Consider the following 13,108-nt stretch of genomic DNA (forward strand, 5'->3'; position numbering starts at 1 on the left):
TCGTGGCGGGAGCCATGGGGTGCCGGGCCGGCCGCGCCCGGGGGTTCAGCGCGGCAGGAGCCGTCCCCGGCGGCTCAGCAGGAACTTCTTGAAGGCGGCCACCGGCGGGGTGTCCGGGTGGCCGTCGAGCCAGGCGACGCCGATCTCGCGGACGGCGCGCGGGGCCGTCACGGTGAGTTCCACGACGCCGGGGCGGGGCACGGCGGGCGGCGGCAGCAGCGCCACGCCGAGCCCGGCGGCGACCAGCCCGCGCAGCGTCTCGGCCTCCTCGCCCTCGAACGCCACCCGTGGGCTGAAGCCGGCCTCGGTGCACAGCGCGTCGGTGATCCGGCGGAGCCCGTAGCCCGGTTCGAGGGTGACGAACAGTTCACCGGCGGCCTCGGCGAGCCGGATCCGCTTGCGGGAGGCCAGCGGGTGGTCCTCGGGCACGACGAGGCGGAGCTTCTGTTCGTCGAGCCGGCGGGCGACCAGGTCTGGGTAGTCCGGGACCGGCGAGGTCAGACAGAGGTCGAGGTCACCGGCGCGCATCCGCTCGATCATCGCCTCGCCGTAGTTCTGGACGAGTTGGAAGCGGACGCGCGGGTGGTCGACGCGGAAGCTCCGGATCAGGCCGGGCACGGTCTCGGAGCCGAGGGTGTGCAGAAAGCCGAAGGCGACCTTGCCGGCCGCGGGGTCGACGTCGGCGCGTACGGATTCGGTCGCGCGCTCCAGGTCCGTCAACGCCCGTTCGGTGGAGGCGAGGAAGGCGCGACCGGCCGGGGTGAGGGAGAGGGTGCGGCCGTGCCGGGCGAAGAGGGTGACGCCGAGGTCGTCCTCCAGGCGGACGAGGGCGCGGCTGAGCGTCGGCTGGGGCATGCCGAGTTCCTGGGCGGCGCGGGTGACGTGCTCGTGCCGGGCGACGGCGGTGAACTGGGCCAGGCGCGGGGCGAGCAACGCCGCCCACGAGTCGCTGCCGAGCTCGGCCGGCTCCGGGACGCCCGGGACGCCCGGGGCGGCGCCGGTGGGCCGGCGGCCCGGTTCCGGTACGTGTTTTCTGTTGCGACCTTGCAACAGAGGGCCCTGTGAACTGGGATCATGCATCACAGAATCGATTATGCAGTTTCCATGCATTGGACGCATGAACCGTGCCGTCCTACCTTCGAAGCATGCCTCCCGCTGATACCGGGGCGTCCGTCACCGACCGTGCGGCCGCCTCTCCCCAGTCGTCCACAGACTCCTCTTCTTCCTCTGCCGCCGCGCCCGATCCCGAGTCGGGCAAGTTGCGGCCGGGCGGGCCCGGTTACCGCCGGATGAGCTTCGCCCTGTTCGCCGCCGGTGTGGCCACCTTCGCGCTGCTGTACTCGACGCAGGCGCTGCTGCCCGCGATCTCCACCGATCTCGGGGTGAGCCCGGACCAGGCGAGCTGGACGGTGTCGGCGGCCACCTTCGGGCTGGCGCTCGGGGTGATTCCGCTGAGTGCGGTGTCCGAGCGGTTCGGCCGACGCATGGTGATGACGATGTCGCTGACGGTGGCGGCGCTGGTCGCGATGGTGGTGCCGTTCGCGCCGTCCATCGGTGCGTTGATCGCGCTGCGCGCCGTGCAGGGCGTGGCGCTGGCCGGGTTGCCGGCCTCGGCGATGGCGTTCCTGGCCGAGGAGGTGCGCGCCAAGGCGCTGGTGGCGGCCATCGGGTTGTTCGTGGCGGGCAACAGCATCGGCGGGATGTCCGGCCGGATCGTGACCGGCTGGGTGTCCCAGGCCTGGGGTTGGCGGGCCGCGCTGGCCGCGGTGGGCGTGCTGGCCGTGGTGTGTGCGGTGACGTTCCGGCTGCTGGTGCCCAGGGCCCGGCACTTCGCACCGCGTTCGGTGGGGCCTCGGGCGCTGGCCCGTACCCTCGGCGGGCATCTCGCCCATCCGCTGCTGCGCCGTCTCTACGGCATCGGCGCGCTGTTCATGACGGTCTTCGGCGCGGTGTACACGGTCATCGGGTACCGCCTGGTCGCGGAGCCGTTCAACCTCCCCCAGGGCATCGTCGGTTCGATCTTCGTGATCTACCTGGTCGGTACGGTCTCCTCGGCGGCGGCCGGCCAGCTGGTCGCCCGGGTGGGCCGGCGCGGTGCGCTCTACCTGGCCGTCAGCACCACGTCGACGGGTCTGCTGCTGACGCTGGCCGACTCGGTGGCCGCGGTGCTGGCGGGCCTGGTGCTGATCACCGCGGGCTTCTTCGCGGGCCACGCGGTGGCCTCCTCCGCGGTGAGCCACACCGCCAAGACGGCTCGTGCGCAAGCGTCGGCGCTCTACCAGTGCGCGTACTACGTCGGCAGCAGCCTGGGAGGCGCCCTGGGCGCCGCCGCCTTCCACGCGGTCGGCTGGGAGGGCACCGTGCTGCTCGGCCTGGTCGCGATGGTCGGCGCCGTCTCGATCACCCTCTACGCCACCCGCAAGGCCGTGGCCGAACGGCGGCTGCTGAGCCTGGGCAAGGCCGCGTAGCCCGTCACCGGCGCCCGACGCCCGGCGCCCCGGCGCTCCTCGAACCGAAGGGCCTGCCCCGCCACCTGTCCTGGTGGGGCGGGCCCATCGTCCGTCGATGCGCCGTCAGTCGACCGGGAAAGCGCCGGTGTCCAGGGCGACTTCGAAGGGCGCGGGAAGCACCAGCTCGTCGCCGAACTTCACGGTCTGGAGGACACGGTAGACGTCACCCGTCGGTTCGCCATAGAGAGTGATGGTCGGGCCGGCGGGGGCCCATCGGTCGACGAGCAGATAGAGCGGGACCCCCGCCTTGGCGTAGCCCGCGGCCTTGGCAATCCGGTCGTTGCTGGCGTTGGACTGGGAGGTGACCTCGACGATCAGCTTGGCGGCGGACGCCGGGACATATTCGCCGGTCCTGTCGAGGACGACGTCGTCCGGAACTACGGCGAGGTCCGGGATGTAGAGCCCCTTACGTCGGGGGACACCCGTCCCGAGGGTCTGATAGATGTCCCAGTCCTCCGGGAGTACGGAGTACAGACGACGCTGGATCTTCGCGGCGATGAAGTTGTGGTTGCTGCCGGGCGGTGGCGACACAGTGACGATCCCCTCGATGATCTCCACCCTCCAGCCCTCGCGTGCGTCCGCCTGCTCCCAGATACGGACGAGGTCGTCCCACTCGGGGTTGTTGCCCACGGTGTGGTCGACGGTGAGTGCGCTCATGGCGGTCTCCTCTATCGGTACGTCACCGATCCCAGCATGCCGAACGGGACCGGCGAAGGTCCACCGATCCCGTTCACCCGAATGAGAAAACCGCAGGTCAACCCAGAGGTCAGCCGATACGTTCCAGCACCACCGGACCCGCCGTGAAGGGGGTGTCCGCCGGGCCGACGAGGAAGCCGCCGTCCAGGGCCTCAAGGGCGTACGGGAGCTTCTCGGGGGTGTCGGTGTGCAGGGTGAGGAGCGGCTGTCCGGCGGTGACGGGGTCGCCCGGCTTGGCGTGGAGTTCGATGCCGGCGGCGGCCTGCACCGGGTCCTCCTTGCGGGCGCGGCCGGCGCCGAGGCGCCAGGCGGCGAGGCCGACGGCGTAGGCGTCGAGGGTGGTGAGGGTGCCGGAGGAGGAGGCGGTCACGGTGTGCTGTTCGCGGGCCACGGGGAGGGGGGCGTCGGGGTCGCCGCCCTGGGCGGTGATCATGCGGCGCCAGTGGTCCATGGCGGAGCCGTCGGCGAGGGCCTTGGCGGGGTCGGCGTCCTTGAGGCCGGCGGCGTCGAGCATCTCGCGGGCGAGGGCGAGGGTGAGGTCGATGACGTCCTGGGGGCCGCCGCCGGCCAGTACCTCGACGGACTCGCGGACTTCCAGGGCGTTGCCGGCGGTGCGGCCGAGGGGGGTGGCCATGTCGGTGAGCAGGGCGACCGTCTTCACGCCGTGGTCGGTGCCCAATTCGACCATGGTGGAGGCGAGTTCGCGGGCGTCGTCGAGGTGCTTCATGAAGGCCCCGGAGCCGACCTTGACGTCGAGGACCAGGGAGCCGGTGCCTTCGGCGATCTTCTTGGACATGATCGAGGAGGCGATGAGCGGGATGGACTCGACGGTGCCGGTGACGTCGCGGAGCGCGTAGAGCTTCTTGTCGGCGGGGGCGAGTCCGTCGCCGGCGGCGCAGATGACGGAGCCGACGTCGCGCAGGACGTCGAGCATCTCGTCGTTGCTCAGCTGGGCGCGCCAGCCGGGGATGGACTCCAGCTTGTCGAGGGTGCCGCCGGTGTGGCCGAGGCCGCGGCCGGAGAGCTGGGGCACGGCGGCGCCGCAGGCGGCGACGAGGGGGGCGAGCGGGAGGGTGATCTTGTCGCCGACACCGCCGGTGGAGTGCTTGTCGGCGGTGGGGCGGGCGAGGGAGGAGAAGTCCATGCGCTCGCCGGAGGCGATCATAGCGGCGGTCCAGCGGGCGATCTCCGTGCGGTTCATGCCGTTGAGGAAGATGGCCATCGCCAGGGACGACATCTGTTCGTGGGCGACCTCGCCGCGGGTGTAGGCGTCGATGACCCAGTCGATCTGAGCGGGGGTCAGCTCGCCGCGGTCGCGCTTGGTGCGGATGACGGAGATGGCGTCCATGGACGGTTCCTTTCGAACGGGTGGGTCCCGTTCTACACGCATAGACGCCGGAGTGGCCAGGGCGGCGGCGACCCGGGGCAGCCGGGCCGCCAGCCCGTCATCCGGTCAGATGCCCCGGCCCGAAGGCGTCCGGCAGCAGCTCAGAGAGCGGGCGGACACCGGCCGGGGTGTCCACCAGCAGGTCGGGGCCGCCGTGCTCGTGGAGGAGCTGGCGGCAGCGGCCGCACGGGACGAGCGGTTCACCGCCGCCGTCGACGCAGGTGAAGGCGGTCAGCCGGCCGCCCCCGCTGGCGAACAGGGCGGAGACCAGACCGCATTCGGCGCACAGACCGAGGCCGTACGAGGCGTTCTCGACGTTGCAGCCGGTGACCGTGCGGCCGTCGTCCACGAGGGCGGCGGCGCCCACGGGGTAGCCCGAGTACGGGGCGTAGGCCCGGGACATCGCGTCCCGGGCCTGCCGCCGGAGCGACTCCCAGTCGGGAGTGGTGGTCACTTGCCCTGACCTCTCCGGTAGATCTTGCCGATGGCCTTCGGTGCCCGCAGTCGTTGCGCGGCCAATGAGAGCACCAACAGCGTGGCGATGTACGGGGCCACGCCGACGATCTCCAGCGGGACCGTGTCGGTGGTGGCGTACCAGAGGGCCAGCAGTGCGGCGGAAACCAGGCTGAGCACGGCCTGGGTGCGCTGCCCGCCGCGCAGCTTCCACAGCGCGAGGCCGACCAGCAGGACGGCGAGCAGGAGCAGCAGCGCGTGGACGGTGGGGCCGCCGCCGCGCAGCTGGAGCGCGTCCATGAAGCCGAACAGGCCGGCGCCCATGGCGACGCCGCCCGGCCGCCAGTTGCCGAAGATCATGGTGGCGAGGCCGATGTAGCCGCGGCCGCCGGTCTGGCCGTCCTGGTAGATGTGCACGTAGATCGCGAGGAACGCGCCGCCGAGGCCGGCCAGCGCACCGGAGACGACCACCGCGGCGTACTTGTAGCGGTAGACGTTGACGCCCAGCGACTCGGCCGCGATCGGGCCCTCACCGCAGGAGCGCAGCCGCAGGCCGAAGGGGGAACGCCACAGGACGAAGGCGCTGAGCACGAAGACGACGACGGTCAGCAGGGTCAGCCAGGAGACGTTGGTGACCAGGGAGCCGAGGATGCCGGCCACGTCGGAGACCAGGAACCAGTGGTGCTGCTCGATGGAGTAGAGCCAGTCGGACAGGCCGGGGACGGTGAACGTCGGCATGTCGGGCATCGGTGGCGACTGCTTGTCGTTGCCACCGGCGGCCGCTGCCGCACTGCCGTCCGCGCCGAACCACAGCTTGGCGAGGAACTGGGTCATGCCGAGCGCCATGATGTTGATGGCGACGCCGGAGATGATGTGGTCGACGCCGAAGGTGACGGTGACGACGGCGTGCAGCAGTCCGCCGAGCGCACCACCGACGATACCGGCCAGTGCCGCGGCCCAGGGGCCGTGCTGCCAGCCGACCGCGCCGGCGGAGAAGGCGCCGAGCATCATCATGCCTTCGAGGCCGATGTTGATGACGCCGGAGCGCTCGGCCCACAGACCGCCCAGGCCGGCCAGGCCGATCGGGACGGCGGCGTTGAGCGCGGCGGTGTACTGGCCGGACTCGGTCAGGTTGTTGGCGCCCGTGACGACCCGCAGCAGGGACAGCAGGAGCAGGCTGCCCGAGACGAGCAGCAGGACCTTGGGGTAGCTGAGCTTGGCCCGGGCGGTCTTGGACTTGGACTTGGTCTTGTCGCTGGGGCTCTGGTCGACCGGAGCCGTGAGGTTCGCGCTCACGAGGACACCTCCGCCTTCTCGGTCTTACGGGCCTGGGCGGCGAGCTCCGCGCCGACCTGCCGCTGCTGGAGTCTGAGGCCGTAGCGCCGCACGAGTTCGTAGGCGACGACGACGCACAGCACGATGACGCCCTGCATCACGCCGACGATCTCCTGCTGGTAGTCCTCGAACTCCAGCTGGGTGCCGGTGCGTTCGAGGAAGCCCCACAGCAGTGCGGCGGCGGCCATGCCGAACGGGTGGTTGCGGCCCAGCAGCGCGATGGCGATGCCGGTGAAGCCGATGCCGATGGGGAAGTCGGTGCCGTAGTTGTACGAGGACCCGAGCAGGGTCGGCATGCCGATCAGGCCCGCCGCGGCGCCGGACAGCAGCATCGAGGTGACGATCATCCGCTTGACGCTGACGCCGCTGGCCTCGGCCGCGGACTCGGACTGACCGACCGTGCGGAGGTCGAAGCCGAAGCGGGTGCGGTTGAGTACGAACCAGTACAGGACGCCGACGACGACCGCGACGACGAGGAAGCCGTCGATGGGAGCGGGCGTGGTGGGGATGGTGAAGAAGTGGCTGGAGGCCGGGAGGTTCGGCGTGTGGAAGAGGTTGCCGTCCTTGACCGCGAGCCGACCGTCCTGGAGGAAGTAGCCGATGACCGCGGCCGCGATGGCGTTCAGCATGATCGTGGTGATCACCTCGCTGACGCCGCGGGTGGTCTTCAGCAGACCCGCGATGCCCGCCCAGACCGAGCCGACCAGCATCGCGACGATGATGATCAGCGGGATCTGGAGGAAACCGGGGAGCGTCAGCGCACCGCCGACCACCGCGGCGAAGAACGCCGCGATGCGGTACTGGCCGTCGACGCCGATGTTGAAGAGGTTCATCCGGAAGCCGATGGCGACGGCCAGCGCGGACAGGTAGTACGGGATCGCCTTGTTGATGATCCAGACCTGGCTGTCGCTCTTGGAGCCGAAGTCGGCCATCACCGCGTAGGCGTGTATCGGGTCCTTGCCGGTGACCAGGATGATCACCGAGGTGATGGCGAGGGCCGCCACGATGGCGAGGAGGGGGGCAGCTATGCCCAGGATCAGCTTGTTCTTGTCGAGCTTCTTCACTCGGACTCCCCCTCCTGGGACGAGCGCGGCTCCGGGTCCGCGGCGGGGACGTTGTCGGAATGGGTCAGATGACCGCTGGCTGCGCCGGTCATGGCCGAGCCCAACTCCTCCGGGGTGATGGTGGCGGGGTCCGCGTCCGCGACCAGCCGGCCGCGGTACATCACCCGCAGACAGTCGGACAGGCCGATCAGCTCGTCCAGGTCCGCGGATATCAGCAGGACGGCGAGGCCTTCGCGGCGGGCGGCGCGGATCTGGTCCCAGATCTGCGCCTGGGCGCCGACGTCCACGCCCCGCGTGGGGTGCGCGGCGATCAGCAGCTTGGGGTGGTGGCTCATCTCACGGCCGACGATCAGCTTCTGCTGGTTGCCGCCGGAGAGCGACGCCGCGGTGACCTCGATGCCGGGGGTGCGGACGTCGTACTCGGCGACGATCCGCTCGGTGTCGGCACGGGCCGCCTTCAGGTCGAGCAGCCGGCCCTTGGCGTTGGGCTTCTCGGTGACGTGGCCCAGGATGCGGTTCTCCCACAGCGGGGCCTCCAGCAGCAGGGCGTGCCGGTGGCGGTCCTCGGGGATGTAGCCGATGCCGTCCTCGCGCCGGGTGCGGGTGGGCAGGTGGCTGATGTCGACGGCGTCCAGCGTGATGGTGCCGCCGTCGGGGTCGCGCATGCCCATGATGGCCTCGACCAGTTCGGCCTGGCCGTTGCCCTCCACACCCGCGATGCCCAGCACCTCGCCCTTGTGGATGGTCAGCGACACATCGTCCAGGACGGTGCGCTCCACGCCCTCGGCGTCGGCGGTGGACAGCCGCAGCCCTTCGACCTTCAGCATCTCCACGTCCGTGACGGTGGACTCACGGGTCTGCGGCGAGGGCAGCTCGCTGCCGACCATCAGCTCGGCGAGCTGCTTGGGCGTGGTCTCGCCGGGGACGACCGAGGCGACGGTGGTGCCGCGCCGGATGACGGTGATGTCGTCGGCGACGGAGAGCACCTCGCCCAGCTTGTGCGAGATGAAGATGACGGTCAGGCCCTCGGCCTTGAGCTCGCGCAGGTTGTCGAAGAGCGCATCGACCTCCTGGGGGACCAGGACGGCGGTCGGCTCGTCGAGGATCAGCGTGCGGGCGCCCCGGTAGAGGACCTTGAGGATCTCCACGCGCTGACGGTCGGCGACGCCGAGGTCCTCGACGAGGACGTCGGGGCGGACGCCGAGGCCGTAGCGGTCGGAGATCTTGAGGATCTCGGCGCGGGCCTTGCCGCCGATGCCGTGCAGCTTCTCGCCGCCGAGAACGACGTTCTCCAGGACGGTGAGGTTGTCGGCGAGCATGAAGTGCTGGTGCACCATGCCGATGCCGCGGGCGATGGCGTCGGCCGGGCTGTGGAAGCTGACCTGTTCGCCGTCGATGCCGATCGTTCCCTCGTCCGGCTTCTGCATGCCGTAGAGGATCTTCATCAGCGTGGACTTGCCCGCGCCGTTCTCGCCGACCAGCGCGTGCACGGTGCCGCGGTGGATGGTGATGTCGATGTCGTGGTTGGCGACGACGCCGGGGAACCGCTTGGTGATCCCGCGGAGTTCCACCGCCGGTGCTGCGGCGGAGGCGCTGTCTGCCTGGGGGCTGCTGGACGCTTTGATGGCGCACTCTCCTCGGGGGACAGGGAGTGGTAAGGAAGAGCGGGGAGGAGAAGATATCGCGCCAACTCAACGCTACGCGCGTAGTGTTGACGCCGAAAAAAACTGACATACCTGCCGGGTTGCTCCGGCGAACGAGCCCGGCGCGGCGGCGTGGTGGCCGCTGCGCCGGGCTGGAGCGAACCCTACTGCTTGGCGGGGGTGTCGCTGACCTTCACCTGGCCCGACGCGATCTTCTTCTTGGCCGCGTCGATCTTGCCCTGGATGTCGTCGATGAAGCCGCCCGAGGTGGACAGTCGCACACCGTCGTCCTTGAGCGTGTAGCTCTTGGTGCCGGTCGGCGCCTTGTTGTCCTTGACGCTCTTGACCAGGTCGTAGACCGCCACGTCGACGTTCTTCATCACCGAGGTGAGGATGGAGTTCTTGTACTGGGCCAGACCCGGCTGGAGGTACTGGTCCGAGTCGACGCCGATCGCCCAGGTGCCCTTCTTGCCGGCGACCGTCTCGATCGAGCCGTTGCCGGACTGGCCGGCCGCGGTGTAGATGACGTCGATACCGGCGTCGAGCATGCCCTTGGCCTTGCCCTTCGCGGCGGCCGGGTCGTTGAAGCCCTTGTCGTCGTTGGCGTAGAGGTACTCGGAGGTGACCTTCGCCTTGGGGTCGGTGTCCTTGACGCCCTGCTCGAAGCCGGCCTGGAACTTCTGGATCAGCGCGTTGTTCACACCGCCGATGAAGCCGACCTTGTGGGTCTTGCTCTTCAGCGCGGCGGCGACACCGGCGAGGTAGGAAGCCTCGTTCTCGGCGAAGACCATGCCGTAGACGTTCTTGGCCTCGGAGGGGGAGTCGACGACGCCGAAGGTGGTCTTCGGGTACTGCTTGGCGACCTTGTTGACGGACTTGCCGTAGTTGAAGCCGACACCGATGACCGGGTTGAAGCCCGCCTCGGCCAGCGACGACAGCCGCTGCTCGCGGTCCGCCTCGGTCTCACCGTTCTTGGCGGTCATCATCTTGGACTTCACGCCGAGGTCCTTCTCGGCCTTGTCCGCACCGCGGGCCGCCGCCTCGTTGAACGAGTGGTCGTCCCGGCCGCCGACGTCGAAGGCGAGTCCGAGACCCTTGTCCTTGCCCCCGGACTCGGTCGACGACGCGCCACAGGCGGTCAGTGAACAGGTGAGGGCCGCGGTGGCGATGCCCGCGGCGACGATCTTGGATACCCGGCGCACGAGGGGTCCCTTCGTCTCGTAGCGCCTCCTTTGGCGCTGATTCCGCGGCATCGTAACGCGCGTAGATGCCAGGAAAAGGGGTGCTTGAAAGCCGTTATCGATTCGAGGCGTAGCGGGCCCGAATGTGACGCCACGGCCGCCATCGGGAGGACGATGACGGCCGCAATATCGGGATATGTAGAGCTATGTCCTAGATGCGGTCCAGGAGTGCGGCGGCAGTGAAGAGCTCCACGCCGACCTGGATCGCCCGCTCGTCGACGTCGAAGTCCCCGCGGTGGAGATCGAGCCGGCTGAGCTCACCGGGCGGTCGGACGCCCAGGCGGGCCATGGCCCCGGGGACGTGCTCCAGGTACCAGGAGAAGTCCTCGCCGCCCAGGGACTGCTCGGTGTCCTCGACGCTCTCGATGCCGCGCCGGGCGGCCATCGCGTCCTGGAGCAGCTGGACGCTGGTGGCCTCGTTGACCACCGGGGGGACGCCTCGCACGTAGTTGATCTGCGGCTTGGCGCCGTGCAGCGCGGCGACCTCGTCGATGGCGGCGTGCACCATGTCCGGCGCCGTGCGCCAGGCGTCGAGGTCGAGGCAGCGGACCGTGCCGGACAGCTCGGCGTGCTGCGGGATCACATTGCAGGCGTGTCCGGTCCGCATCCGGCCCCAGGTGACGGCCAGCCCGGCCCGGGCGTCGATCCGGCGGGAGATCACCGCCGGCACGTCGAGGGCGATCCGGGCGGCGGCGGTGACCATGTCGGTGGTCAGGTGCGGGCGGGCGGTGTGCCCGCCTGGCCCGGCCAGCTCGACCTCCAGCCGGTCGCAGGCCGAGGTGATCGCTCCGGTGCGCAGCCCGAGCCGGCCGGCGTCGACGCGCGGGTCGCAGTGCACGGCGAGCATCCGGCCGACGCCGTCCAGCGCACCGGACGCGATCACGTCGGCGGCGCCCCCGGGCAGCACCTCTTCCGCGGGCTGGAAGACCAGCCGCACCGGGCGGGGCAGCGCGCCGGCCCGGGCCAGGTCGGCCAGGACCAGGCCGGCACCGACGACGATGGTGGTGTGCACGTCATGGCCGCAGGCGTGCGCACGGCCGGGGACCGTGGAGGCGTAGTCGACGGTCTTGGTGTCCGGGATCGGCAGCGCGTCGATGTCCGCGCGCAGGCCCAGCAACGGCATGTCGCTGCCACTGCCGCCGGCGCCGGTACCGATGTCACACACCAGGCCCGTGCCGGAGGGCAGGACGCGGGGGCGCAGACCGGCCCGCTCCAGGCGCTCCTTGATCGCCGCCGTGGTCCGGAACTCCTGGTTGCCGAGTTCGGGGTGTCGGTGCAAGTCGCGGCGGAAGGCAGTGAGTTCGGCGCGCAGCGCCTCGGGCAGGGTGCCGGGGAGCGAGGCCCCTCCGGCGGTGTCGGCAGCGGCGTCGGCGTCGTCGGTATCGCGGGACATCAGTTGGTTCACCTGTTGAAGGTTACGGGTCCCAATGGGGCAACTGTCCCTCGATCAACAAAAGTTCAGCCCCTCAGGGGAAGAAAATCTAGGCCGCTCGGCGCATGGACGGTTTATGGGAAGGGTATGAACTACGGCTTCGCTGCGGGCTTCCGTGCCGGCTCAGCCCGCCGCCACCCGCTGGGTGAACGGCAGTCGTTGCACGTCACGGGCGGTTCCGGTGACCCCGTCGAGGAAGCCCTGTGCGCGCGGTGAGGCGTTGGCCGTAAGCCAGTCCGGGTCGATGTCACAGACCGCTACCTTCACCTCCGTACCCAGCAGCGCGAGCGGCAGGGTGTGCACGACGGTGGAGGGGAAGCTGACGATGAGCCGTCCGATGGGGCCACGCCGGGCGATCAGTTCGAGGGGCAGGTCGGGCCGTACCACCTCCAGCCCGGTCTCGCCGGCGAGCCGGTGCAGCTTCTCGGTGCTCTCCCGGCGGTGCGCGAAGTAGCGGGTGGCGCCGTGCGTTGCGGCCAGGGTGCTCACCGCCGCCAGATAGCGGTCGACGTCCACGACGCCGGTCTCCACCAGTGAGGTGCCGACGATGTCGGCGGCGCTCATCACCCGGGGCGGGCCGAAGCGGTCACGGGTCCAGGCGAAGTCGTTGGTGGTGACGCGCACGCCCTCGGGGGCGTCGACCGGCATCGAGCTGAACAGGCCGACGGTGCGCCGGCCGCCCTCGGGCGCCGGGGTGAGCCGGCGGCGGGCGGTGGCCGAGAACGGTGCGAAGACCAGATCGCGCGGACTGCGCCCGTTGCCGTGCCGGTGCCAGCGCACCAGCCGCTCCCCGCGGGCGAGTTGGGAGATGAACTCCATGGTGGCGGTGCCGTCGTCGACCACGACCAGGTCGCGCGCCTTGGTGAGGGTGAGCAGCAGCTGGACGTAGCGGGAGAACGGGTCGCCGATCACGATCCGGCACGCCCGCCGCAGCAGCGGGGTGAGTCCGCCGATGGTGCGGACCGGGGCGGTCGGGCCGCCGCGGGCCTCCTCCCAGCGCACCGTATGGCCCTCGTCGCGGGCGAGTTCGGCCATCCGGCGCAGCTGGCCGCGGGTCATCGGGTCGTGCGGGGAGAGCACGACCACCGTCACCGACGTCGCCTGGGCCGTGTGTGCCCATTCCAGGACGTTCAGCAGCTGCACCGGGCTCTCGACGAAGGCGAGGGTGCCGGTGTCCGGTGCGGCGGCACCGGCCCGTGCCCCGGTGGCTGCGGTGCGGTGGCGTTGCCGCGGCACCCCCAGGAGACGACGGGCGGGAGTACCCGTCGTCTCCTGGGGCGGGACCTCGGCGCCGGGCGTGGACGGCGCGGCGCGGGTCCCTTCAGGTGAGGTCACCTTGGCTCCCGT

11 protein-coding genes are annotated in these 13,108 nt (G+C 70.6%); 1 reads left to right on the forward strand and 10 read right to left on the reverse strand.

The features are described from left to right. Window positions 1-45 precede the first annotated feature (45 nt). On the reverse strand, window positions 46-1,050 hold the full coding sequence (locus tag AB0C96_RS30245) for a LysR family transcriptional regulator (RefSeq protein WP_362921705.1): 1,005 nt from the start codon (window positions 1,048-1,050) through the stop codon (window positions 46-48). A 95-nt stretch (window positions 1,051-1,145) separates the two neighbouring features. Here AB0C96_RS30245 and AB0C96_RS30250 point away from each other — a divergent pair, with 95 nt between their 5' ends. Continuing rightward, window positions 1,146-2,468, forward strand: a complete 1,323-nt coding sequence (locus tag AB0C96_RS30250; protein WP_362921706.1) for an MFS transporter — start codon at window positions 1,146-1,148, stop codon at window positions 2,466-2,468. Between the two features lie 105 nt (window positions 2,469-2,573). Here AB0C96_RS30250 and AB0C96_RS30255 read toward each other — a convergent pair whose 3' ends face one another. The 9 genes from AB0C96_RS30255 to AB0C96_RS30295 form a co-directional block, all read right to left on the reverse strand. After that, window positions 2,574-3,167, reverse strand: a complete 594-nt coding sequence (locus AB0C96_RS30255) for a Uma2 family endonuclease (RefSeq protein ID WP_362921708.1) — start codon at window positions 3,165-3,167, stop codon at window positions 2,574-2,576. Window positions 3,168-3,276: 109 nt separating this feature from the next. Then, on the reverse strand, window positions 3,277-4,554 hold the full coding sequence (locus AB0C96_RS30260) for a thymidine phosphorylase (RefSeq protein WP_362921710.1): 1,278 nt from the start codon (window positions 4,552-4,554) through the stop codon (window positions 3,277-3,279). Window positions 4,555-4,651: 97 nt separating this feature from the next. Next, window positions 4,652-5,047, reverse strand: a complete 396-nt coding sequence (locus tag AB0C96_RS30265) for a cytidine deaminase (RefSeq protein ID WP_362921711.1) — start codon at window positions 5,045-5,047, stop codon at window positions 4,652-4,654. After that, the gene (locus AB0C96_RS30270; RefSeq protein WP_362921713.1) at window positions 5,044-6,342 is read right to left on the reverse strand and encodes an ABC transporter permease; all 1,299 of its coding nucleotides are present in this window, start codon (window positions 6,340-6,342) and stop codon (window positions 5,044-5,046) included. Before AB0C96_RS30270 ends, AB0C96_RS30265 begins: the two co-directional genes overlap by 4 nt. Further along, entirely contained in the window at window positions 6,339-7,445 is a 1,107-nt protein-coding gene (locus AB0C96_RS30275; RefSeq protein ID WP_362921715.1) for an ABC transporter permease, read from the reverse strand. The genes AB0C96_RS30270 and AB0C96_RS30275 overlap by 4 nt, the downstream gene beginning before the upstream one ends. After that, on the reverse strand, window positions 7,442-9,070 hold the full coding sequence (locus tag AB0C96_RS30280) for an ABC transporter ATP-binding protein (RefSeq protein WP_362921761.1): 1,629 nt from the start codon (window positions 9,068-9,070) through the stop codon (window positions 7,442-7,444). The genes AB0C96_RS30275 and AB0C96_RS30280 overlap by 4 nt, the downstream gene beginning before the upstream one ends. 182 nt (window positions 9,071-9,252) lie before the next feature. Continuing rightward, a complete protein-coding gene (locus tag AB0C96_RS30285) occupies window positions 9,253-10,290 on the reverse strand; it encodes a BMP family ABC transporter substrate-binding protein (RefSeq protein ID WP_362921717.1) in 1,038 nt (345 codons plus the stop codon). Window positions 10,291-10,480: 190 nt separating this feature from the next. Beyond that, window positions 10,481-11,722 carry an amidohydrolase gene (locus AB0C96_RS30290; RefSeq protein ID WP_362921763.1) on the reverse strand — a complete coding sequence of 414 codons (1,242 nt, stop codon included), beginning with the start codon at window positions 11,720-11,722 and terminating at the stop codon, window positions 10,481-10,483. A gap of 162 nt (window positions 11,723-11,884) precedes the next feature. Continuing rightward, window positions 11,885-13,096, reverse strand: a complete 1,212-nt coding sequence (locus AB0C96_RS30295) for a hypothetical protein (RefSeq protein ID WP_362921719.1) — start codon at window positions 13,094-13,096, stop codon at window positions 11,885-11,887. Between the last annotated feature and the right edge of the window lie 12 nt (window positions 13,097-13,108).

Source organism: Streptomyces sp. NPDC048506, assembly GCF_040651315.1.
In the GTDB taxonomy this organism is placed as follows: Bacteria; Actinomycetota; Actinomycetes; order Streptomycetales; family Streptomycetaceae; genus Streptomyces.